26 protein-coding genes are annotated in these 22332 nt (G+C 67.5%); 10 read left to right on the forward strand and 16 right to left on the reverse strand.

Annotated elements, in window-relative coordinates; genetic code table 11:
• Nucleotides 1-38 precede the first annotated feature (38 nt).
• Both NATOC_RS09310 and NATOC_RS21090 read right to left on the reverse strand, forming a co-directional pair.
• Entirely contained in the window at nucleotides 39-425 is a 387-nt protein-coding gene (locus NATOC_RS09310) for a type II toxin-antitoxin system VapC family toxin (RefSeq protein WP_049888910.1), read from the reverse strand.
• Entirely contained in the window at nucleotides 415-639 is a 225-nt protein-coding gene (locus NATOC_RS21090) for a ribbon-helix-helix domain-containing protein (protein WP_015321179.1), read from the reverse strand. The genes NATOC_RS09310 and NATOC_RS21090 overlap by 11 nt, the downstream gene beginning before the upstream one ends.
• 140 nt (nucleotides 640-779) lie before the next feature.
• Here NATOC_RS21090 and NATOC_RS09315 point away from each other — a divergent pair, with 140 nt between their 5' ends.
• Entirely contained in the window at nucleotides 780-2000 is a 1221-nt protein-coding gene (locus tag NATOC_RS09315; protein WP_015321180.1) for a CobW family GTP-binding protein, read from the forward strand.
• Here NATOC_RS09315 and NATOC_RS09320 read toward each other — a convergent pair.
• A complete protein-coding gene (locus NATOC_RS09320) occupies nucleotides 1997-2401 on the reverse strand; it encodes an SRPBCC family protein (protein ID WP_015321181.1) in 405 nt (134 codons plus the stop codon). The two genes, NATOC_RS09315 and NATOC_RS09320, sit on opposite strands and share 4 nt — an antisense overlap.
• A gap of 86 nt (nucleotides 2402-2487) precedes the next feature.
• Here NATOC_RS09320 and NATOC_RS09325 point away from each other — a divergent pair, with 86 nt between their 5' ends.
• The 3 genes from NATOC_RS09325 to NATOC_RS09335 all read left to right on the forward strand — a co-directional run bounded on the left by NATOC_RS09325 (nucleotide 2488) and on the right by NATOC_RS09335 (nucleotide 5092).
• Nucleotides 2488-2712 (forward strand): hypothetical protein, encoded by a 225-nt coding sequence (locus NATOC_RS09325; RefSeq protein ID WP_015321182.1) that lies wholly within the window; start codon nucleotides 2488-2490, stop codon nucleotides 2710-2712.
• Between the two features lie 69 nt (nucleotides 2713-2781).
• Nucleotides 2782-4368, forward strand: a complete 1587-nt coding sequence (locus tag NATOC_RS09330; protein WP_015321183.1) for a spermidine synthase — start codon at nucleotides 2782-2784, stop codon at nucleotides 4366-4368.
• 79 nt (nucleotides 4369-4447) lie between these two features.
• Nucleotides 4448-5092, forward strand: a complete 645-nt coding sequence (locus tag NATOC_RS09335) for a DUF6517 family protein (RefSeq protein WP_015321184.1) — start codon at nucleotides 4448-4450, stop codon at nucleotides 5090-5092.
• On the opposite strand, the gene NATOC_RS09340 is transcribed toward NATOC_RS09335, so the two are convergent.
• Nucleotides 5093-5704, reverse strand: coding sequence for a VOC family protein (locus NATOC_RS09340; RefSeq protein ID WP_015321185.1), 612 nt, complete (start codon nucleotides 5702-5704; stop codon nucleotides 5093-5095).
• A gap of 143 nt (nucleotides 5705-5847) precedes the next feature.
• Between NATOC_RS09340 and NATOC_RS09345 the strand changes: the two genes are divergently transcribed.
• Together NATOC_RS09345 and NATOC_RS09350 are read left to right on the forward strand one after the other, a co-directional pair.
• Complete coding sequence (locus tag NATOC_RS09345; protein ID WP_049888718.1) at nucleotides 5848-7062, forward strand: thiolase family protein; 1215 nt, start codon at nucleotides 5848-5850, stop codon at nucleotides 7060-7062.
• A gap of 65 nt (nucleotides 7063-7127) precedes the next feature.
• The gene (locus NATOC_RS09350) at nucleotides 7128-8303 is read left to right on the forward strand and encodes a CaiB/BaiF CoA transferase family protein (protein WP_015321187.1); all 1176 of its coding nucleotides are present in this window, start codon (nucleotides 7128-7130) and stop codon (nucleotides 8301-8303) included.
• A gap of 18 nt (nucleotides 8304-8321) precedes the next feature.
• Here NATOC_RS09350 and NATOC_RS09355 read toward each other — a convergent pair whose 3' ends face one another.
• Nucleotides 8322-8840 carry a gamma carbonic anhydrase family protein gene (locus NATOC_RS09355; RefSeq protein ID WP_015321188.1) on the reverse strand — a complete coding sequence of 173 codons (519 nt, stop codon included), beginning with the start codon at nucleotides 8838-8840 and terminating at the stop codon, nucleotides 8322-8324.
• 198 nt (nucleotides 8841-9038) lie between these two features.
• Between NATOC_RS09355 and NATOC_RS09360 the strand changes: the two genes are divergently transcribed.
• Nucleotides 9039-9830 carry a helix-hairpin-helix domain-containing protein gene (locus tag NATOC_RS09360; protein WP_015321189.1) on the forward strand — a complete coding sequence of 264 codons (792 nt, stop codon included), beginning with the start codon at nucleotides 9039-9041 and terminating at the stop codon, nucleotides 9828-9830.
• Here NATOC_RS09360 and NATOC_RS09365 read toward each other — a convergent pair whose 3' ends face one another.
• Nucleotides 9831-10796, reverse strand: coding sequence for a TIGR03885 family FMN-dependent LLM class oxidoreductase (locus tag NATOC_RS09365; RefSeq protein WP_015321190.1), 966 nt, complete (start codon nucleotides 10794-10796; stop codon nucleotides 9831-9833). It abuts the gene before it with no gap.
• Nucleotides 10797-10799: 3 nt separating this feature from the next.
• Nucleotides 10800-10991, reverse strand: a complete 192-nt coding sequence (locus NATOC_RS09370) for a hypothetical protein (RefSeq protein WP_015321191.1) — start codon at nucleotides 10989-10991, stop codon at nucleotides 10800-10802.
• A gap of 94 nt (nucleotides 10992-11085) precedes the next feature.
• Here NATOC_RS09370 and NATOC_RS09375 point away from each other — a divergent pair, with 94 nt between their 5' ends.
• The gene (locus NATOC_RS09375; RefSeq protein WP_015321192.1) at nucleotides 11086-11721 is read left to right on the forward strand and encodes a metallophosphoesterase family protein; all 636 of its coding nucleotides are present in this window, start codon (nucleotides 11086-11088) and stop codon (nucleotides 11719-11721) included.
• On the opposite strand, the gene NATOC_RS09380 is transcribed toward NATOC_RS09375, so the two are convergent.
• The 6 genes from NATOC_RS09380 to NATOC_RS09405 all read right to left on the reverse strand — a co-directional run bounded on the left by NATOC_RS09380 (nucleotide 11722) and on the right by NATOC_RS09405 (nucleotide 16706).
• Nucleotides 11722-12519, reverse strand: coding sequence for an alpha/beta fold hydrolase (locus NATOC_RS09380; RefSeq protein ID WP_015321193.1), 798 nt, complete (start codon nucleotides 12517-12519; stop codon nucleotides 11722-11724).
• Between the two features lie 211 nt (nucleotides 12520-12730).
• On the reverse strand, nucleotides 12731-13150 hold the full coding sequence (locus tag NATOC_RS09385; protein WP_015321194.1) for a hypothetical protein: 420 nt from the start codon (nucleotides 13148-13150) through the stop codon (nucleotides 12731-12733).
• Between the two features lie 149 nt (nucleotides 13151-13299).
• The gene (locus tag NATOC_RS09390) at nucleotides 13300-13623 is read right to left on the reverse strand and encodes a hypothetical protein (protein WP_015321195.1); all 324 of its coding nucleotides are present in this window, start codon (nucleotides 13621-13623) and stop codon (nucleotides 13300-13302) included.
• A 136-nt stretch (nucleotides 13624-13759) separates the two neighbouring features.
• A complete protein-coding gene (locus NATOC_RS09395) occupies nucleotides 13760-14470 on the reverse strand; it encodes a hypothetical protein (RefSeq protein ID WP_015321196.1) in 711 nt (236 codons plus the stop codon).
• A 60-nt stretch (nucleotides 14471-14530) separates the two neighbouring features.
• Nucleotides 14531-15604 carry a Vms1/Ankzf1 family peptidyl-tRNA hydrolase gene (locus NATOC_RS09400; RefSeq protein WP_015321197.1) on the reverse strand — a complete coding sequence of 358 codons (1074 nt, stop codon included), beginning with the start codon at nucleotides 15602-15604 and terminating at the stop codon, nucleotides 14531-14533.
• A gap of 112 nt (nucleotides 15605-15716) precedes the next feature.
• Nucleotides 15717-16706, reverse strand: a complete 990-nt coding sequence (locus NATOC_RS09405; RefSeq protein WP_015321198.1) for a DMT family transporter — start codon at nucleotides 16704-16706, stop codon at nucleotides 15717-15719.
• Between the two features lie 204 nt (nucleotides 16707-16910).
• On the opposite strand from NATOC_RS09405, the gene NATOC_RS09410 reads away from it, so the two are divergent.
• Nucleotides 16911-17705: a helix-turn-helix transcriptional regulator gene (locus tag NATOC_RS09410; RefSeq protein WP_015321199.1), complete on the forward strand. Its 795-nt coding sequence runs from the start codon at nucleotides 16911-16913 to the stop codon at nucleotides 17703-17705.
• Between the two features lie 257 nt (nucleotides 17706-17962).
• Here the strand turns inward: NATOC_RS09410 and NATOC_RS09415 are convergent, their stop codons facing one another.
• From NATOC_RS09415 to NATOC_RS09425, 3 genes are all read right to left on the reverse strand, one after another.
• Nucleotides 17963-19339 (reverse strand): uracil-xanthine permease family protein, encoded by a 1377-nt coding sequence (locus NATOC_RS09415; protein ID WP_015321201.1) that lies wholly within the window; start codon nucleotides 19337-19339, stop codon nucleotides 17963-17965.
• Between the two features lie 77 nt (nucleotides 19340-19416).
• On the reverse strand, nucleotides 19417-20019 hold the full coding sequence (hpt, locus tag NATOC_RS09420) for a hypoxanthine/guanine phosphoribosyltransferase (protein WP_015321202.1): 603 nt from the start codon (nucleotides 20017-20019) through the stop codon (nucleotides 19417-19419).
• A 61-nt stretch (nucleotides 20020-20080) separates the two neighbouring features.
• On the reverse strand, nucleotides 20081-21361 hold the full coding sequence (locus NATOC_RS09425; protein ID WP_015321203.1) for a hypothetical protein: 1281 nt from the start codon (nucleotides 21359-21361) through the stop codon (nucleotides 20081-20083).
• Between the two features lie 240 nt (nucleotides 21362-21601).
• On the opposite strand from NATOC_RS09425, the gene NATOC_RS09430 reads away from it, so the two are divergent.
• Nucleotides 21602-22237 carry a hypothetical protein gene (locus NATOC_RS09430; protein ID WP_015321204.1) on the forward strand — a complete coding sequence of 212 codons (636 nt, stop codon included), beginning with the start codon at nucleotides 21602-21604 and terminating at the stop codon, nucleotides 22235-22237.
• Nucleotides 22238-22332: the final 95 nt, after the last annotated feature.

Raw genomic sequence — 22332 nt, forward strand, 5'->3', positions numbered from 1 at the left:
TGGTTTTCAGGAATCCGTTGACCCCGAACGGAACAGGACTACTCGAGGTCGCGCGGATCGATATGATCCACTTCGGCGATATTCGGGTAGAGCGTATCCGTCGAGACGATCGGTTCCTCGAGCACTCGCGCTGTTCCCAGGTGAACCGCATCGAAAACGTTGAGCGAATCGTACTGTCGACGTAGCTGACCCGCAGCATCCATCATCTCGACGGAGAGTGGAACGAGTTCGATCCCCTCGGCAGCGATCGTTCGATGAGCTTCCGAGAGTTCGTCTCGATTCCAACTGTCCTCCATCACGTACTGGACTTCGATCGCGGTCGCAACCGACGTTTTCGGCGTGTCGATCGCTTCGAGGTCGACTTCGCTCGAGAGCCAATCGTCATCTTTCAGCACCGCGAGGACTGGATCCGTATCAAGATACACGCTTTCGCTCCAGGCGCTCGCGGACGTCGTCTCGGGCTTCATCGTCGGTTCGCTCGTGGAGACGAATCTGGCGTTCCTCACGAACGATGAGACGAGCGCCGTATCGAAGCGCCTCGGATCTGGAGCTGAATACACCTTCGTCGACGAGCGCATCGAGTTCGTTCACAAGCTCCGGCGGCAACGACACCGGAACGGACTGTCTATCGGTCCCCATGTCTATACGAATACTATACAACCGTATAAAGAGTGCGGCGGGACGACACCGACGCGAACCGACCTCACAACGCTGAAACGGAAAGGCCAGCCCGACTCGGACCACAGTAGTTCAGTAGTTCGAGTCACGAGTAGAGCCGTATGTCAGCGATTCCCGTCACCGTCCTCTCGGGCGGCCTCGGCGCCGGCAAGACGACGCTGCTCAACCACCTGCTTCGCAACGCCGGCGACCGCGAGCTCGCGGTCCTGGTCAACGACATGGGTGAGGTCAACGTCGACGCCGAGCTCGTCGCCGACGGGTCGGATCTCGACGCCGGCGGCGTCGCCGAGCTCTCGAACGGCTGTATCTGCTGTGAGCTGCAGGACGACCTCGAGACGGCGGTCGTCCGTCTGGCCCGCGAACGCTCGTTCGGCCACCTGGTCGTCGAGTCCTCGGGAATCTCCGAGCCCGAGCCCGTCGCCCGGCTGTTTACGACCAGTTCGCGGGTCGCGGCCCGCTACGAGCTCGACGCGCTCGTGACGGTGCTCGACACTCGACGCTTCCTCGATACCTTCGCGGGCGAGGACGTCCCCGAACGGCGCACCGACGCCGACGAGGACGACCGACCGCTCTCGGACCTGCTGATCGAGCAGCTCGAGGTCGCGAACCTCGTCGTGCTCAACAAGGCCGATCTCTGCCAGCCCGCGGAGCTCGAGGAGGCCGAGTCGCTGGTCCGGGCGCTCCGGCCCGACGCCGAACTGCACAGAACGGAGTTCAGCGCCGTCGATCCCGACGAGCTCCTCGGCGTCGACCTGTTCGACCCCGGGCAGCTGGGGGAGGGAGCGGGGTGGCAGCGGGCGCTGGCGGAAGAGAGCGAGACGGCGGGCGTCGAAGCCGTCGACGGCCACGGTCACGACGACCACGACCACCGCCACCCCGACGAGGTCTACGGCGTCGACCCGATCACCGTCCGGGAGCGTCGCCCGGTTCATCCGGAACGTTTCGCCGCGTTCCTCCGGGAGCTCCCCCCGAACGTCGTCCGATCGAAGGGCGTCGCGTGGCTCCCCGGTCGGGACGCGAAGGTCGATATCTCCCAGGCTGGCCCGTCCGTTCGGGCGACGAGCGAGAGTCCCTGGATCGCCGCGCTCCCGGCGGTGCAACGCGATCTCTACCGGTCGAACCGTCCCGACCTCGAGTGGCACGACGAGTTCGGCGATCGTCGGACCGAACTCGTGTTCATCGGAACCGACCTCGAGGACGACTCGCTGCGCTCGCAGTTTCGAGACTGTCTGGTCACCGACGAGGAGTGGGAGCGATCTGCAGGGCTCGAGAACCCGTTCCCCGACGCGGACGACGAGGCCGTCGTCCTCCGGGAACCCTAGAAGGTGTCGGCCATCGCCTCGAGCGCCCGTTCGAGCTCTCCCTTTCGCTTCCAGGCGGCGATCCGATCGCCGAACGGCAGCGGGGCCGCGAGCGAGACCGACGACCGAAACCGGACCTCGGTGCCGTCCTCGCGCTCGTCGAACTCGAGCCACGTCTCCATCTGGTCGAACGGTCCCTGCTCGCCCTCCTGGGTGTAGTAGAGTGCGTCCTCGCGGTACTCGAACCGGAGCGGGAGTTGCATTCCGGGCCCGCTGGCGACGACGATCGTCGCGTCGCCCTCGTCCCGGACGTCCGCGACGGTGAAGCTCCCCTCCGCCTCGACGATCGCGGGCGGATCGAACCGCGAGGAGAGTTCGACCGCCGTCGCGTCGACCCGCCGAGAGACCGTGACTTCCCGCATATCCTGCCGTTCTCGGGCAGCAGGATAAATACCGGTGACGGCGGTCGACGGAAACGGCTAAGTGAGCCACGTTCGCGTACTCGGGTATGGCCGACCCCGACGCCGACCCGGAGGGGTTCCGCGAGGGACTCGAGTCCTCCCGGGGCGATCCGCGCGTGCTGCTCGTTCTCAACGCGGTGTTATCGCTGCTGTTCGGCTGGATGATCGTCGCGGGCGCGGCGGTCGTCGGGCTGGTCGAGGTCAGTTTCACGACCGTCGTCGCGGCCGCAGCCGTGCTGTTCGTCCTCGCGCTCGTGATGACGCGTCCGTAGGCGGGCCCGATCACGGCGGCGACGAGCCGACAGGTACTCACGAACCCGACGACACTGTGGGAACAACGAATGCGGAACGCCCTCCCCGATTACCGGCCCACGAAGCCCGAGCTCGCCGTCTTCGTCTCGGGGATCACCAGCATGGGCCTCGAGATCCTCGCGGTACGGATCGTCGCGCCGCAGTTCGGCAGCCACATCTACACCGTCGGCGGGATCCTGACGGTGTTGCTCGCCGCGCTGAGCCTCGGCTACTGGCAGGGCGGCAAACGGGCGTCGCTCGCGACGCTCCGCGAGATGTCCTGGCTCATGCTCGCGACGGCGGTGTACGTCGCGGTGGTGATCTACGCCAGCGACTTCCTGCTCGCGTACACGTCGACGCTGGCGATCCCACCCCGGTACGCCTCGCTACCGGCCGTCATCATCCTCTTCGGCCCGCCGACGTACCTGTTGGGGTTTATCAGCCCCTACGCCGCTGAGCTGTCCCGAAAACGCGGCATCGGCGAGGCCTCCGGCCACGTCTACGCGCTCGGCACGATCGGGAGCATCCTCGGCTCCGGCGCGACGACGTTCGTCCTCATCCCCTACCTGAGCATCGCCCAGATCGGACTGCTGTTCGGGATCGTGCTGGTCGCGACCGCGCTCGCGCTCGAGTTGCCCTCGCTCCCGCGGAATCCGACGATCGCGAGCGTCGTCGTCGTCCTGTTGCTCGTCACCGCCGCAGGCGGGGGTCCCGTCGACTTCGACCACCGCGGCGACGTCATCCACGAGAGCCAGACCCCCCACCAGCACCTCGAGGTCGTCGATGACGACGAGATCCGGACGATGTACCTGGACGGCGCTCGCCACAGCGCGATGGACCTCGAGGACCCCGACCGCCACGTCTTCGCCTACACGAAGTACTTCCACCTGCCGATGCTCACGGTTGATGACCACGAGGACGTCGACGACGTCCTCTTTATCGGCGGAGGCGGGTACACCGGGCCCCAGGACTTCGAGGAGCGGTACGACGTCGACGTCGACGTCGTCGAGATCGATCCCGAAGTCACCGAGGCCGCCGAGGAGTACTTCGGTCTCGAGCACGGCGAGGAGATGACCAGCTACGCCACGGACGGACGGCAGTTCCTCCAGAACGCCGACGAGGAGTACGACGTGATCGTCCTCGACGCCTACAAGCAAGACCAGGTGCCGTTTCATATGACGACCGCGGAGTTCATGGAGCTGACCGCCGACCGCTTGAGCGACGACGGCGTCTTGCTCGCGAACGTCGTCTCGGCGCCCAGCGGCTCGGCCTCGGAGTTCTACCGCGCGGAGTACGCGACGATGGAGGAGGCGTTCCCGGAGGTCTACAGCTTCCGCACGTCGGACGAGGACTCGGTCCAGAACATCCAGCTGGTCGCGACCACGGACAGCGAGACGCTCTCGCAGGGCGATCTCGAGCAACGAAACGAGGAGCGCGAGCTGGGGGTCGACCTGAGCGACGAGGTCGATCACTACATGGCCGACCCCGAGACCGACGACGTCCCCGTCCTGCGGGACGACCGGGCACCTGTCGACAGCCTGCTCGACCCGATGCTGGGCCAGCGCTACGTCATCGAGGAGACCGAGAGTTCGGAACCGACGACGGCGAACCCGGCTATTGCGCCGGTCTCCACGTAGGAGACCGATCCGAAGCTCCGGTCCGAGAGTGGTTCGATACCCAAAGTGTCTTGTAGTACTGATTGAAATATATGAAAGAATGAAGCGCCGACAGATCATCGCCGGAGCGGGGACGGTCGGGCTCGCGAGTCTCGCGGGCTGTCTCGGGACCGTCGGACTCGACAGCCACGAGGCGACGCCCGCCGGGATCGAGCCGGAGATTCGCGAGGACGCCGGCTACGAACGGACCGCCGTCGACGAGCTTCGCCTCGAGGAGACCGTCGACGTCTCGGTGCTGTCCGAGGAGATCGTGCTGGTCAACGCACTCACCGAGTACGAGAAGACGCTCGATCTGGGGCTGCTGGGCGAACACCAGGGTGCGGAGTTCGTCGCGTTCTCGAGCCCGCAGGTCGAGCTCCTCGGTCGGGGACTCAACCCGATCGGCGAGCGATCGACGGCCGAGCTCGTCGATCTGGTCGTCACGAACTACGGCGGGATCGGGGACGTCGACCACAAAACCGACGAGGACGTGACCGTCCTCGGGCAGTCGACGACGCTGTCGACGTTCACCGGCGAGGCGGAACTGGGCGGTCGGACCGTCGACGTCGACGTCCTCGTCACCGAGACCGTCGCGGCCGGCGACGATCTGGTCGCCACCCTCGGCGTCTATCCGACCACCTTCGAGAACGAGGGCGAACACGTCCGCTCGCTGATAGGCGGCGTCCTCGAGGAGCTGCCCGACTAACTAGCGTCCGGCACCCGTCGGGGCGTCGGGCAGGTCGTATTTCTCGCTGTCGATGCCCAGCTCCTCGAGGGCCGCCTCGAGGTGGCGCTCCTCGGCGAAGTCGGCGCCGTCCTCCACCCGGAGCCGCTGGGCGGTCGCCAGCACCTCGCCGCGGCGGTCGTCGGGCACGTCGAACTTGTCGGTCGCGAGCTCGATCGTCAGCCCGTTGTGATCGCGGGTGTACAGCGAGTGGAAGATCCCCCGATCGAACTCGTTGTACCCTCGACCTGCGTCCTCGAGGGCCCCCTTGGTCTCGACGAACCGCTCGGGCTCGACGGAAAAGGAGAGGTGGTGTACCGAACCGACCTGGTGGCGAAGCGGCTGTTCGTTCGACTGGCGGTCGTCGTTCACGAAGAAGGTGAGGATCCGCCCGTCTCCCGTGTCGAAAAAGAGGTGGGTCGACTCGGGGTCGTCGAGGTTGGGCTGTCTGAGCACCAGCGGCATCCCCAGCAGGTCCCGGTAGAACTCGATCGTGTCGTCCTCGTTGCTGCCGATAAGCGTGATGTGGTCGGTGCCGGCGAGGCGAATCGGGCTGTCGGGTCGGTCGGCCGTGATCTCAGGATCGTTCGTCATCAGCTTCCGATAGGGTCCCGAAGACCGTAAACGGTGCCCAGGATCGGGCGAGCGAAACGGACGTGATCGATCCGGGCGACGGCGGCTCCCGCCCCGACGCCGGGGCCCGAACGATTATAGGCGGGGTCGGGTACGTATACGCCATGCAAACGGCAGTCGTCGTCGACGCGGTTCGGACTCCGTTCGGCAAGCGAGGCGGCTCGTTCAGGGACACCCACCCCCAGGATCTCGCGGCCGCGCCGCTTGCGGCCCTCGAGGAGCGCAACGGGTTCGACCCGGAGACGATCGAGGACGTAATCTACGGCTGCGTCACTCCCGTCGACGAGCAGGGGCTCAACATCGGCCGCATCGCGCCGATGGTCGCGGGCTGGGGCGACGCCGTTCCGGGCGTCCAGCTCAACCGGATGTGCGGCTCGGGTCAGCAGGCGGTCAACTTCGCCGCGACGAACGTGATGGCGGGCCAACACGACGTGGTGGTCGCCGGCGGCGTCGAGCACATGACCCGCGTGCCGCTGGGCTCGGACGGCGTCGACGGCGTCGCCGGGGAGAGCGCCGTCACCGACACCTACTTCGAGCACTTCGACGAGCTGACCCACCAGGGCGAGGGCGCCGAGCGGATCGCCGAGAACTACGGCTTTACGCGCGAGGAACTCGACGAGCTCGCGGTCGACTCCCAGCGCCGCTGGGGCGAGGCCTGGGACGACGGTCGGTACGACGAGCAGATCGTTCCCGTGGAAACCGAACTCGACGGGGAAACGAACGACTCGAACGGTCGAGCGGGGGACGAAGCGAGCCGCGAGACCGTCGTCGTCGAGCGGGACGAACACCCCCGTCCCGAGACCGATCGCGAGACGCTCGCCGAGCTCCCGCTGTCCTTTCGCGAGGACGGCGCGGGCGTCCACCACCCGGGCAACTCCTCGGGGATCGTCGACGGCGCGTCGGCCCTGCTGATCGCGAGCGAGGACGCCGCCGACGCTCACGGCTGGGAGCCGATGGCCCGAATTCGACAGACGGCGGTCGTCGGCGTCGACCCCGTGACGATGCTGACGGGACCGATCCCGGCGACCGAGCGCGTCCTCGAGCAGTCGGCCTACGAGCTCTCCGATATCGACCGCTTCGAGGTCAACGAGGCGTTCGCGTCGGTCGTCGCCGCCTGGCTCGAGGAGACGGGCGCCCCCTGGGAGCGAACCAACGTCAACGGCGGGGCGATCGCCCACGGCCACCCGCTGGGAGCGACTGGCGCGGCCCTGCTGACGAAGCTGGTCCACGAACTCGAGCGGACGGGCGAGGACGTCGGGCTCTCGACGATGTGTATCGGGTTCGGCCAGGGGATCGCGACGATCGTCGAGCGGCTGTAAGCAGGGGACGGATCGACGACACGGCGGGGATCAAGGTAAAGTATCGCTGTCGCGACCGTTCGGGTATGCGACTCGACGGCGTTCGAATCCTCGATCTCTCGCGGCTGTTGCCGGGCCCGTACGCGACCCAGCTGTTGGCGGACTCCGGGGCCGAAGTGGTGAAAGTCGAAGACACTGACGCGGGCGACTACGCGCGCGCGATGGAGCCGCTCACCGATCGGGACACCGGCGCGATCTTCGAGATGGTGAATCGGGGGAAGCGAAGCGTCGCGCTCGACCTCAAAAGCGAGGACGGCCGGGCGGCGTTCTACCGGCTCGTCGAGGAGAGCGACGTCGTCCTCGAGAGTTTTCGTCCGGGCGTCGTCGACCGACTGGGGATCGACTACGAGACGCTACTCGAGCACAACGAGGAGCTGATCTACTGTTCGCTCACAGGGTACGGCCAGAACGGTCCCTGGGCCGATCGCGCGGGCCACGACCTCAACTACGTCTCGGTCGCGGGACTGCTCGACATGACCCGCGAGTCGCCCGACGCGAAACCCCAGACGCCGGGCTACCCCATCGGCGACATGGCCGGCGGGCTGTTCGCGGCGTTCGCGATCGTCGAGGCCGTCCTCGCACGGGAACTCGGCAACGCGGACGGCGAGTACGTCGATATCGCGCTGGCCGACGTCGTCGCCTCCTTCTCCCAGGCGGTCGCCTACCAGTCGCTCACCGGCGACCCTGCCGAGCCCAGACCGAGCGAGACGCCGCTGACGGGTGCGCTACCGTGGTACGACAGCTACGAGACCGCCGACGGGCGGTGGCTGGTCCTGGCGGCCCTCGAGCCGAAGTTCTGGCGAGCGTTCTGCGAGGCCGTCGGTCGGGAGGACCTCGTCGACGAGCACGGAACGGACGATCCGGACGTGCGGGCGGCCCTGCGGGCCGAACTCGAGGACGTCTTCCGCGAGCGAACCCGCGAGGAGTGGGAGACGGCGCTGGCGGACGTCGACGCCGCCGTCACCGGAGTCTACGCGCCTGCGGAGCTGGCTGCGCACCCGCAGTTCCGGGCCCGCGGGCTCGTCGAACGTTCCGAGAACGCACCCCCGAGGATCGGGTTTCCGGCTCGGCACCGCGAGACGTCGACGGAGACGACCGAGTCCGTGCCCGGCCACGGCGAGCACACCCGTCGGTACCTCGCCGAGGTCGGGTACGACGAGGCGGCGATCGACCGACTGCTCGAGTCGGACGCGGTTCGCTGAGACGACGGCAACGTGGCGCTACTCGAACAGGTCGCCGTGACGTCGGGCCAGATCCGTGTACGCTCCCGAGGAGAACTCCTCGAAGATCTCCTCGGGGTCGATCCCCGTCTCCGCGAGCGGCGTGACCTCGGCGGGGACGCCGCGGACGAACGACTCCGGTGGGATCTCGTACTCGTCGGGGATCACGGTCCCCGCGGCGACGATGCTGCCAGCCCCGACCGTCGCGTCGGTATTCAGTGTCGCGTTGAATCCGACCAGCGCGCCCGTCTCGACGACCGCCTCGTTGAGGACGGCGCCGTGTCCGACCATCACCCGCTCCTCGAGGGTCGCCGCGTGCAGCGTCGCGTTGTCGCCGACGTGGGTCCCTTGCCCGACCCGAACGGGACCGACGTCGCCCCGGAGGACGACCCCCGGCCAGACGCTCGCTTCGGCCGCGACTTCGACGTCGCCGACGAGGATCGCGTCCCCGCTCACGCTGGCTTCGTCGTCGATCGACGGGCTAGTACCCTCGAACTCGTAGGTTCGGCTGTCGACCATAATCGGTCGACCACGACCGGGATCTTAAGAGTCGTCGTCGGAGTGCCGACTATCACAGTTCCGTATGAATTGCGTGGCGAGCCCGCATATCCTCTCGGCCCCGTGCGAGTCCTCTCTGTGCAAGCTCGGTCTTTATTACGAGCGGTGGTGGAGCCAGGTGGGAAACGCATGAGCCAGTCAGATTCACCGATTCGAGCGATGTTCGATCTGCAGCGAGCCACGATCGAGGGAAGCCAGCAGCTCGTCGAGCGGAGCTTCGCGACCCGCGGGACCGTCAGTCGAATGATGCTCACCGGAGTCAAGAGTCAGGAGTCACTCCAGCGCCAGCAACTCGAGCTCGCACAGGCGATGACCCACGGGACGATCGGGACGATGACCGCGATGGTTCCGGGCGGGAACCAGGAGCCGATCCTGGGAGGGGTCGACGAGAGCTTCGACCAGTTGAAAACCACCCACGCGGAGTTCTACGACGCCCTCGAGCGGGAACTCGAGCGGGACGTCGAGAGCGTCGACGAGCTCTCCGCGGAGTTTACCGACGCGATGGAGACGAGCACCGAACGGCTGCTCGAGTCCTCACACGAGATCGAGGACCGGACCGTCGAGAACGTCGACGAGCTCTCCGCGCAGCTTCGCGAACAGCTCGAGCGGACCCGGGAGCTACAGGACGAACTCGAGAGCCAGCTCGAGGACCGGACCGAGGACGTCGAGAAGCTCCTCGAGACCCAGGCCGAGCAGATCGACGCCATCCAGGAGCAACTCGAGCAGCAAGCCGAACAGGCTCGAGAGGCCGGTGGAACGTCGATTCCGATCGGCTCCGACCGCACGATCGAGGAGATCGACGGTATCGGAACGATGACCAGCGACCGACTATCCGAAGCGGGGATCACGACCGTCGACGACCTGACGGGGTCCGATCCGGAGACAATCGCCGAGGCCGCGGAGGTCTCGACCGCACGGGCACGGGAGTGGATCGACCGGGCCGAAGCCTGATCACTCGAGTTCCGGAAGGACCTCCTCGCCGAAGTCCTCGACGAACCGCTCCTGCTCGCGGGTGACGTTGTGCAACAACAGTTTGTCGACATCGAGCGAGCGGTCCTCGCGGAGCCACTCGACGTGGTCCTCGGGGTCGGCCGAGATCCGAACGCTCTCTTCGACCTGCTCGCGGGTGACCTGCTCGCCCAGTGCGTCGAACTCCTCGGGGGTGCGCAGCTTCTGGGTGACCGAGCCGGGCGCGCAGTTGGTGCGCCACTGGTCGTAGGCGCCCTCGAGGGCCGCGTCGTCGTCCTCGGCGTAGGCGAGCTGGACCTTGAGGGCGATCGGTTTCTCCGGGGCGTTCTCGCGGAACGCCTCGATCCGACTCTCGAGCCCTTCGTGGTCGGGCGTCGCGATCGTGATCAGTCCCTCGACCCACTCGCAGGTGCCGAGCCAGCGGGCGGTCTCCTCGGAGAGCGCGGCGCCAAACAGCGGCGGCGGCGACTCGGGTCGGGTGTACAGCGTCGCCTGCTCGACGTCCACCCGCCCGTGGTGGGTCACTTCCTCGCCGTCCCACAGCCGGTGCATGATCTCGGCGCACTCCTCGAGGCGGGCGTTGCGCTCGTCCTTGAGCGGCCAGTCGACGCCCGCGATCCCCTCGTTCATCAGCTGTCCGCTGCCGACGGCGAACCAGAACCGCTCGGGGTACATCTCCCGGAGCGTCGCGGCCGCCTGCGCGATAACTGCGGGATGATAGCGGTAGCCCGGCGCGTTGACCGTGCCGAACGACAGGGAGGTCCGCTCCATCGCCGAACCGAGCCAGGACCAGACGAACCCCGACTCGTCCTGGCGCTCGCTCCAGGGGTGGAAATGATCGGAGGCCAACACCGCGTCGAAGCCGTACTCGTCGGCGAGTTCGGCATACTCGAGCAGGTCGCTGGGCGCGAACTGTTCGTGGGAGGCGTGAAAGCCGATTTCGACCACGGCTCACACCTCAGTTTCGCGGTCGTCGTCGGTTCGGTCCGCGAGGACGCCGGCCGACGGCGCCTGCGACGGACGGGTGGCGACGAGCCAGTTCCCGTCCGCGAGGCGACTCGTCCGCAGCTCGCCGTGCCGACGGTCCTCCCATCGCTCTCGGTCTCCGGGTGACTCGATCTCGCGTCGATCGGACTCGCTCATACCTACCGCTGCACCGTCGATCGCCTAAACCCCGCTCCCTGAATGTGCTTCCCGTCGCCGACCTTACTTCCGACTCCGGCACCTTCGGTCTGGCATGCTCGTCCTCGGCGACGCCCACACCTCCGACCCGGACCGACGGGAAGCCTTCCTCGATCACTACCGACGGCTCGAACCCGATGCCGTCTTGCAGGTCGGCGACCTCGAGTGCTACGAGCTGCCGGCCCCGACGTGGTTCATCGCCGGCAACAACGAGGACTTCGATACCGTCGAAGCCCTGCGGGCTGGCGAGACGGCGGGGACCCGGAACGTCCACCTGCTGGCGAGTACGCTGGCGACGGTCGACGGCGTCCGCGTGGCGGGGCTCTCGGGCAACTACGCGCCGACGAAGTACGACCTGCCCCGGGACGAGCTCTCCGGGGAGCGTCGGCGACATTTCACCCACGAGGACGTCGAGCAGGCGGCCGAGCTCCCGGACGTTGACGTGTTGCTCGTCCACGAGGCGCCCACCGGGGTGCTATCGTACGGCTACGATCCTGGCTGCGAGCGCGTCGACGAGCTGCTCGCGGCGCTCTCGCCGGAGCTCTGTCTTGTCGGCCACCACCACCGCCACCGGGAGGCCGAGATCGAGGGAACCCGCGTCGTGAGCCTCGCGCCGGCCTGGGAGCGCTACTACGCGCTCGACCCGGAGACGCTGGCGCTCGAGAGCCACGGGATCGACTCGACCGAGTGACTACTGCCGGGGCACGACGCGCTGGCGCACGAAGTTCCGGAGTCGCGCGTTGTACGCCTCCGGTCGGTGGAGGTTACAGATGTGGCCGACGTCCGCGAACACCTCGATGCGAGCGTCCTGTGCGGCCGCCGCGTGTTTCCGCTCGCCGCGGCGCATGATCTTGTCGTTCTCGCCGTTGATGATCACCGTCGGCCCGGGGTACGTCGAGAGCTTCTCCCGGAAGTTCACGCCCGCGATGTCCGGCCCGGCGTCGCCGAACTGCTTGGGGTAAAAGCCCGCCTCGATGATCGCCTGCTCGACGTCCGGCTCCAGATCGCGGTTCCGGACCCACCGCGTCGCCAGCCAGTCGACGGCGCGTTTGCCGAGGTCGGGACGGGTAGCCAGGCGGGCGAGGACGCCGTTGGCCCGGGTCACCAGCTCCATGCCGCGAACGGGGTTCGCACTGGATCCCGTCAGCACGAGCCCGTCGACGTCCTCGGGGTGGCGGGAGGCGTACTCGGTCGCCACGTAGCCGCCCAGCGAGAGCCCGACCAGCACCGCGCTGCCGTCGGTCGCGGTCTCGATCGTCTCCGCGAGGCGGTCGATCGCTGGCTCCATCCGGAAGCTCTCGTCGGCGTACGCCCCGTGACCGGGGAGATCGAACGCGGCGACCCGGTACTCGTCGGCCAGCGCCCGACGCTGGGGGAGCCACATCGTTCGGGTGAACATCGCACCGTGGACGAACACGATCGCCTGTGCGTCCGCCGGTCCGTCGACGTCGATACTCTCTCGCTCGTGCCCGTCGCCAGATAACAACATCGTCGACGCTCGTACGACGAGAAGCAACTTAGTTCGCGGCCCGGCAGCGGCTCTCGAACGTCGTCGGTCCGACCGGTCGCCGCAGCCACACCCCCCTTCGTAAATCAATTACTGCGATATAAAATCGGAGCGGGCCAGTGGCTACCGGACCGATCGGAAGGAACACCGCCCGTGAACGGTCGTCCGGCCTTCGACGGCGCGGCGTCGATCGTCAGGAGGTCTCGGGATCCTCCGGATCGACCCGCGGCTCCGGATCGCTGTCGGCGACCGCGGTCGGCTCCGCGTCGACGCCGCGGCACTGCGAGCCGACGTCCTCGAGGGTCTCGGCGGCGTCCTCGCTCGACGTCGCTCGACCGGGACCGTTGGCCGACGACGACTCGAACTCGATCGATCGACCGTCCTCGAGGACGAGCCGTTCGGCCGCGCGTTCGCGAACGGCCGACGGTTCGAGCGTCCGCGTCTCGTCGGGGCCGGTTGCCATCGCGGGGGTCGCGGAGTCGCGATGGTCGGTCGCCGGCACGGGGCTCACGCGGGCGACGCTACCGTCGACGACGGCGACGACGCCGACCGTCTCGCCGTCGGCGGTTTCGACACGGTTCCCGACGTCGGCCTCCGTGAACGTCTCGCACATACGGCGACGGTATCGACGACCGAGAGAAGTGGCTGGTGCTTGCGACGGCTGGCTGGCGAGTGGTGGGTCGGACCTCGGGAGGCGGTTCGAACCTCGAGCGACGAAAAGTAAGCGTCGAAGACGGGACCGAAGCTATCGACGGGGCGACGTCAGTCGACTCGCCGCCACGACGGCGCCGTCTCGAGGGTCGCCACGGCGGCCTCGAGATCCAGCTCCGCGGCGCCGTAGAACCGCTCTCTCCCGACGGGCGTCCGGACTTTGAGCACGACAGTCGCGTCCGTCGCGCGAAAGATCGACAGTTTCCAGGGCGTTTCGGTGTCCTCCCACGTGCTCTGGAGCCGCGCCGCCTCGTCCTCGAGGACTCGAGATCCGAGCTCCCAGCTCAGCCGCGTCAGTCGCGGCACGTCCAGCGGAATCGCGGGCGGAAGTTCGACGGCGGCGTCGTCGACACTCGGGGAGTTACGGGTTGCCATACCTCACGAATTGAAGCTATTGATTAAAAAAGTAGCTATTCGCCGCTCGGAGGCAGGCTCGTCACAGTCCGAAGGAGAAAGTGTGCCGGCTGGCGGGTTCGAAGGGAGCAGCGAAAACGGGCTCTCGATCCGAGACTTACTCGGTGGCGGCCGAGACGTCGTCGGCCTCGCCGTCGGTTTCGGGCGTCGGCTCGCCGGTCGGTCGGACGAACTCGCGCTCGAGGTGGACGCGTCGATCGTTGATCTCACGAACGTCGTCGGCCTCGACGACGAAGGGCTCGCCGACCTCCGCGCGGCCGAGTCGGACCAGAATCTGATCCAGCGCGTCCGGATTCGGTTCGACGCGAGCCCGATCGCCGCCGACCGACGCGACCGTGCCGATCACCTTTCCGTCGGCCCGCTCGACGAGTTTGCCCAGCTCGTCGTTCGTGAACGGCCCCTCCGCGACGTCGGCGCCGGAGACGTCGTCCGACGCGTCCGCAGCGTCAGCGGTATCCGCGGTGTCGGCAGCGCCCGCTGTGGCCGCTTCCGACGAGGACGCGGTCGCCTCGTCGGCCGACGCCGTCTCCTCACCCTCGACGACGGTCTCGGCTTCGGGCGTGTCGTCCGCTGACGCGTCGTCGGCCGCGTCCGCGTCGTCCTCGGGAACCGCCGGCGCGGCGACGTCCGATCCGAACTCCTCACCCCACTTCGAGGAGACGACCGGCGCGACGGCGAAAAAGACCATCGCGAGCATAAACAGCGCCAGCATGGCTGTCGCGGCGACCGTGACGCCGTAGGTAGCGTCGAACGGCAGGATGCTCGGAGCGATACTCGCTGCGATACCGCCGGTGGTGACGAGACTCATTGACGTTGGTCCAGATGTTTCGCCCCGGCTCCTATGAGGATTTCTCTTCGCGATCGCGAGTCACTCGATCGGGAACCGAAGGATCGCGCCGATCCCGTCGAAGGCGTCGGCGAACCGGTCGCCGTCCGGAAAGTCGTCGGGAACGAGCAGCGTCTCGCCGCCCTGGTTTTCGGCCCGCTCGCCCAGCTCCTGGAGTACCGTCCCCTCGAGGGTCGTCGAGAGCAACAGCGTGTCGACGGCCTCGTATTCGAGAGCCTCCTCGACGTCGCGTTCCCCGTAGGCGACCTCGTCGGAGCCGACCTCGTCGAGGAACTCGTCGAGGGCCTCCTGAACGTCCTCGCGATCGCGTTCCGCGATCGCCTCCTGGCCCTTCTCGGCGAGCTGTTCGAGGCCCTGCAGCGTGGCGTACTCGACGGCGAACTCGCCGGCGATCAGGTCCTCGAGCTCGTGATCGAGTTCGGCCTCCTCCCGAAACCGCTCGACAGTCCCCGTGGTACCGCCCAGCAACAGGCCGTCGATCGCGTCGTCCTCGAGGAACGTGACGGCGGCCCGGTCGGCGACCTCGTCGAAGAACTCGCGTTTCTGTCGCTCGCGGTCGCGCTCGAAGCGTTCGGCCGACTGGCCGCCGGCGCTCGATTTGTCGGGCACGTCGCTGTCGAGGACGTCGATCTCCTCGACGCCGTCGTCGTCGAGTCGGCCCAGCGCCGCGCCGTCCCGTTCGACGACGAGCAGGCCGTAGGTCGCCGAGGATTCGGTGACGGATTCGAACGGGGAGAGGTCGAACTCGGTGCCGTGCTCGTAGATCGAGTCCTCGATCTCGACGGGGAGGTCGTCGAACGTCGCCGTGAGCAGGTCGCCGTCGGGGACGCCGGCGTAGACGACGAGCCCGGTCTCGGGCACCTCGTCGTAGTCACTCAGCCGATCGCGGACCGCCTCGAGGGCGTCGACGAGTGGTTTCGGAGACGACTGCTCGTCGAGCTGATCGGCCTCGGCGTAGTCGGTCTCGATGGGCTGGCGGGCCTCGCCGATCGATTCGTCCGGAGGAACCGCCAGCGAGATCAGGATATCCCGGCCGGCGGAGACGTTCGAGAGTCGATCGAGTCGTTCGTGGAGGTCGTAGTTCGAGAGTGACATAGGCTCGAAGATCGTCCGAAGCGTCGTGGAGCGTCGGCCCCGAATCGGAACTACCGACCCCTACGCGTGGCGAGCGATTAGGAATCGGGCCGGCGCTCTCAAGCACGTCCGCTCAGTCCGACCGGGAGGGTCGGGAGTCGTTCGGTACCGACGACCGATCGGTCGATTCCACGCCGTTCGCCCGCGAGCGCTCGAATGGAAGCCGCGAGCGGACGTCGACCGACTCGCTGCCAAGCACCGCAAAGCCCGCGAAGATCGTCAGGAAGCCGACGACTGCGAGCGGTGCGATCTGTTCGCCCAGGATCGCCCATCCGCCCAGCGTCGAGACGACGGGGACGACGTAAAAGACCAGGTTCGCCCGGATCGCCCCCGTCTCGTCGAGCAGGGCGAAGTACGCGAGGTAGGCGAGGACGCCGGCAAAGACGCTGACGTACGCGAGCGCGGCGATCGACGCGGCGTTCCAGGTGATCGCCGCCGCCGACTCGCCGGCGGCAAGCGACAGCGCGTGCGAAAGCGCCGCGGCGAGGGGGAGTCCCCAGGCGATCCGGACCGAACTCGAGAGGGTCGCGTCGACCCGCCGGATGAGCACGGCCCCGAGGGCGGCGCTGGCCGCCCCGGCAAACAGGATCGCGCGCCCGAGGGCGTCACCGCCGACCAACATCGCGGGGTCGGGGCTGACGACGAGCGCGACGCCGACGAGCCCGAGCCCCATTCCGACCGTTCCGCGAGCCGAGAGGCGCTCGGTCGAGAGGAGCGCGGCGGCGAACACGGGCGTCAGGATCGGGTTGAGGCTGAAGACGATCGCGCCGACGGCGCTGGTCGCGTACTGCTGGCCGACGAACAAAAGCGAGTTCGCCAGCCCGATAACCAGCCCCCCGGTCGCGAGGATCCCGATGACGTCGCCGGCGGTCGTCGGCGTCAGCTCCGTCCGCGAGAACCGAAGCGTCGCGTACGCGACCATGATAACGGCCGCGATATCGAACCGCAGCGCCACGAACAACAGCGGCGGGAAGTACTCGAGGCCGGCCTTCGCGGCGACGAACGTGCCACCGAAAAAGAGGCTCGCGAGCGCGAACAGGACGATCGTTCGTCTGTCGGTCACCGAGTGGACACCTCCGCGGTATCGAGCGTAGATAGTGTAGGTTCGAGAACTTCCATCTTGTTCTCGAGTACGAACGCGACGCATATAGGTTCGCTCGTAAAAGATTTCATATCGGGAAAGGCGCGATTCCCGCGCGGGGATTTCATAGTGTGAAATGCTTTCATGGTACGAAAGTGATTTCCTCCCGGAGGACCCAGCGGGCGTATGGAATCGACGCTCGAGGAGATCGAGTTTCTCGCGCTGTCTGCCAATCGCGTCGACGTCCTCGGGCTGCTCGCCGACGGGCGTCGAACCCGGAGCGAACTGGCCGAGGCGACAGGCGCCTCCCAGGCGACGCTTGGACGCATCCTGAGCGACTTCGAGGACCGGTCCTGGATCAGACGCGACGAGGACGCCTACGTGGCGACCGCGACGGGACGGCTCGTCTCGGCGGGGTTTACCGACCTCCAGGAGATCCTCGAGGCGGAGCTACGGCTCCGGGAGGTCGTCGACTACCTCCCGACCCACGCGATGGACGTCGACCTGCGGCGACTGGCGGACGCGACGATCACCCAGCCCTCACAGATGCGGCCGAACGCACCGCTGTCCCGGCTACTCGACCTGCTGCGCGAGGCCGAGGAGGTCCGGACGTTCTCCCACGCGTTCAACGAACAGACCCTGACCGTCGTGCAGGAGCGAACGGCCGCGGGCGACCAGCGCTTCAAGGGTGTCTTCTCCCGGCGCGCGATCGAAGCGCTCGCCGACGAGTCGGGGCTGCGGAGCCGACTGCGGTCGCTCGTCGAGTCGGATCAGGCCGAACTCAGGGTCCGGGACGAGGGGGTCCCGATCGCGGCAATGCTCGTCGACGACGTCGTCTACCTGCTCCTTCGCGACGAGAACGGCGTCCTCAGAGCGTCAGTCGACACCGACGATCCGGCCGTCCGCTCGTGGGCCCAGGACACCTACGACCACTACTGGCGGACGGCGGACCCCCTCGAGGCCGACGCGCTGTCGCCCTGATCGACGCTGGCGTCGGCTCCGGGCCGAGCGAGTCGGTGTCCTCAGTTCGTCTCCTTCCAGTCGCCGACCTCCTGTTCCTGGACTCCCCTTTGGTCCGAGACGTCGCTTGCAGTCTCGTCGCCGAGAGCGTCCTCGGAGACTAGGTTGGTATCATCTGTCATGGTCTCTACGGGACGTTCGTCGCCGAGGACGAAGTACGCTTCCAGGAGTCGCTCGAGACGGGAGTGGCGTGGGATGGCGACGCGGCGAGCGGAGTTTCAGTCGTTGCTCGGATCGATCGTCGACGGGGTGACGGACTCGAGGGCCGCCTCGTCGAACAGCGGGCTCTGCTCGCCGGGGACGAAGGTGTTGAGCACGAGCGCCGAGAGGGCCGTCAGGATGACGGGCTCGCCGAAGAACGTCTGCGCTGCGGGGGGAAGGCCCTGGATCGCCTCCGGCGTCGTCGCGATGCCGAGCCCAAGCCCGAGCGAGACGGCGACGATTACCATGTTCCGCCGATCGAGCTCGGTGTGCAGGATGATCAGCCGAACGCCGCTGGCGGCGACCATCCCGACCATCAGCAGGACGGCACCGCCGAAGACGGCGCTGGGAATCGTCGTGACGACGGCACCGACCCGAGGACTCAGCCCGAGCGCGGCGAGGATGACCCCGCTGACGGCGACGACGTGACGGCTCATCACGCCCGTGAAGCTGACGATCCCGACGTTCTGGGAGAACGTCGTGACGGGAAAGGTCGCGAAGATTGAACCGATGGAGCTGACGATCCCGTCGGTAAAGAGTCCGCCCCGAACCTCGTCCTCGTCCGGGGATCGCCCCTCGACGGCCGTCACGCCGGACATGTCGCCGACGGTCTCCATCGCCGACACCAGAAAGAGGAAGGCGAAGGTGACGATCGCGATCGGCTCGAACTCGAAGCCGTACCGGGTCGGCGAGGGGACGGCGATCCAGGCCGCGTCGAAGATCGGCGAGAAGTCGACCATCCCGAGGGGGACGGCGACGGCGTAGCCGACGACGATCGCGGCGAGGATCGAGAGCAGTCGGGCCACGCCGCGGGTAAAGAGGTTCAACACGACCGCGATCGCGAGCACGAGCGCGGCCAGGCCGACGTTGTGCGTGGCACCGAAATCGTCGGCACCGGCGCCGCCCGCTGCGTACTCCATCCCCGTCGGGATCAGGTAGAGGCCGATGATGACGACGACCAGTCCGGTCACCAGCGGCGGGAAGAAGGGTTCGATGCGGTCGAACTGCCAGCCGATGAGGCCCTCGACGACGAACCCGGTGACGAGGACGGCACCGAACACCGCGGCCATCCCGAACTCGGCGCCGATCGTCGTGATCGCGCCGACGAACGTGAAGCTGGTCCCCATCACCAGCGGGAGCTTCGCGCCGACGGGGCCGATCGTGTAGGCCTGGATCACCGTCGCCAGCCCCGAGAACAGCAGGATCATCTGGACGATGTAAGCCGTCTCTCCCGCGCCGAGCCCGACGCCGTCGGCGACGATATACGCCACCGCGGTCGCCGGCACGATCATCACCGCGACGTGCTGGAGCCCGAGCAGGAGCGACTTCGGCCACGGTGGCCGGTCGTCGCGCTCGTACTCGAGGTCGAGCTCCCCGCCCCGTTCGGTCGACATCTGTGGGCGCCAGGTTACGAACCCCTATACAAAAACGTTCGCAATCGCGATTAAATCCACCCATCCATCGCCGCTATCTATCCACTATCGTGGACAGAATCGGGGATCGCGTCGGCTTCGACCGAGTCCGGCACGTCGTGGACGATCACCTCGCCGTCCTCGACGGTGATATCGAGGAGGCTGGTCGCCTCGTAGGGCGTGTCGTCGAGCGCGGAGTCGCCGACCTTCCGCATGACGACGACGACGTCGACGATCTCGGCGCCGATCCCGTCGAGGGACTCACAGATCGCGGCCAAGGTACCGCCCGTCGAGAGCATGTCGTCGAGGACGACCACGCGGTCGCCCTCGTCGACGTCGTTGATGTACATCTCCGACTCGGAGTAGCCCGTCTCCTGGTGGAGCGACACCTCCCCCTCGAGCCCGTAGGGACGCTTGCGGATCACCACCAGCGGAATGTCGGTCTGGAGAGAGACCGCGGTCGCAAGGTGGATCCCCATCGCCTCGGGCGCGACGATCTTGTCGACCTCGAGGTCGGCGGTCTGCATGACCTCGACGACGACCTCTCGCAGGAGGGCGGGCTCGAGCTGGGGGACGCCGTTGCTGATCGGGTGGACGAGGTACTCGTAGCCGTCCTTGTCGATAATCGGTGCGTCGTCGAGCGAGGCGAGCAACCGCTCCATAGCGTGGGTTCGGGCAATCCGAGTAAAAGCCGTTCGTTCTCGGAAGCCGACCGACGGCCGTTCACCGGCCGAAAATCCACCGGCCGTCGAGACGATCCGTTACGGCGTCGGTGACGTCGGTGAGGTAGGGTAGACCCCAGCGTGCGACCACGATCGCGCCGATCGTGTTGAACACGATGTCGGTCATCGTGTCGTCGAGGCCGTGCTGGGCGAGGGGCATCTCGAGCCCGGTGTAAGCGGCGACAACGTCGAACCCGAACTCGCCGATCTCCCAGAAGACGCCGAACGCGAGGACGAACACCACGATGGTTCCCGGGATGAGCGCCGGCGGCATGTGGACCTCGTCGCGGTGCTCGTCGAGGGTTCGAACGGCGGCGTAGCCGACCGCGCCGACGAGCGTCGCCGAGAGGGGGTGAGTGAGGTTGTGCCACCAGAACGATCGGTCGTAGATGTAGAACGAGCCGATCGCGTGCATGAACACCACCGTCGCGATCCAGAGGGTAAGCCCCGCGTCGAACGGGATATCGTACCGCCGGCGGAGCAGCGTCGGCACGAACGTCACCGCGAGCATCGCGGCCGCGTTGAAGGCCACCCCCGGATCGAACGTGACGAGCCCGTAGCCGAGGATCGCGGCGATCCCGAGCCGCAGCGCCTGGACGAGCCCGCGCTGGCTGCGTCCGGAAACGGGAAGCCGTTCCTCGAGGGGTGGATGGCCGTCGATGTCGGCTTTGCTCGCGAAGACGTCCTCTTCGATCCCGTCGACGGGCGCCGAGACGAGCTCTTCGCCGGGGAAACGACGGTAGTAGCGGTCGAAGCAGACGCCCGCGAGGAGTCCCGTGACGGTCGCGACGATCAGGAGCCACATCGCCTCCGTATTGCTCGCAAGGAGCTCGCTTCCCGCAACGAGATCGACCGTCCACGTGAGTACCGACCACGTCGCCCCGATCGCCGCCGACAGCATCGTGACGAACGCGATCGCGAGCCACCGCTCGAGGCGGATCTCGGTCAGCCCGTGGAGCTCGAGCGTGAGCGCGAGCGCGATCGTCGCGGCACCGGCGTAGAGAACCAGCTGTCGGCTCCAGAGATCCGGCGCGACGACGGCGGCGAGCAGGGGCGCGATCGCGACGGCTGTCACCTCCCAGGGGAGGGCGGCGCGCGTCGTTCCGAGCGCGACCACGGGGACGACCGCGACGGCGACGACCGTCGCGGCGAACAGCACCTCGTGGGCGAAGCCGTCGCGGAGGGCTCGTCCGCCAATAAGGACCACGACGACGATCGCCAGCCAGGAGATCGCGGCGTTCGATCGCTCGCCGTGAAACGCGCGGGTTGGGGTTCGTGACATCGTCGAAGGGGTCGTTCGTCTCGCGTCGCAGACGGATGCAGAGACGGCGACGGTGACGAGTTCGGATTCCGGTACGTTCGGTTCGGAGGAAAGAGACGGGCTTGCAGAATCCACCCCCGAAACCGTGTCACGGCTGCCGCTTCGAACGCGTCCCCCTCTCGCGAGCCTGCGCCCGACGGTGGGCGCTTGCTCGAGCACGCGACGGCCATATCCGACGGGCCGTCGAACGGACCGCAACCGATGATGGCGCCGACCCACGCGTTCGCGGGACTCGCGCTCGCCGCCGCGCTCACACTCGTCGCGCCGCAGTTCGCGGGCGTCCTCGCGGTCGCGGCGATTGCCGGCGGCGTCTTTCCCGACCTCGATCTGTACGCGGGCCACCGGCGGACGCTTCACTTTCCCGTCTACTACTGGCTGCTCGCGGTCCCGGCGTCGGTCGTCGCGGTGCTCGTCCCGACCGACGCGACCGTCACCGTCGCGGTCTTCCTCCTCGCGGCCGCACTGCACTCGTTCATGGACGTCTTCGGCGGCGGCCTCGAGCTCAAACCCTGGCGGGAGAGCTCCGATCGGGCGGTCTACAGTCACTACCACGGCCGCTGGCTCGCGCCGCGGCGCTGGGTTCGGTACGACGGGTCGCCGACCGATCTCGTGCTCGCCGCCGTTCTCGCCGTTCCCGGACTGGTAGTTTTCGACGGGATCGTCCGAACTGTCACGATCGCGCTGCTCGCGGTCGGAGTCGGATACGTGCTCGTCCGAAAACCCCTCGTCGTGGTCGCCGAGTGGCTGCTCGAACGGCTCCCCGAGCCCGTCCTCGAGTACCTTCCTGAACAGTTCCTGCCGATCGAGGACTCGGACCTCGAGCGGATCAGGGACTGAGAACGCCCGCTCGATTCCGAGGGCGGGAACGGTGGATCGTCTCGACCCGCACGCTCCGATCCCGCCGTTGTCTCCCGTCTCGATCGCCGGCGGTG

Source organism: Natronococcus occultus SP4 (assembly GCF_000328685.1).
Lineage (GTDB): Archaea > Halobacteriota > Halobacteria > Halobacteriales > Natrialbaceae > Natronococcus > Natronococcus occultus.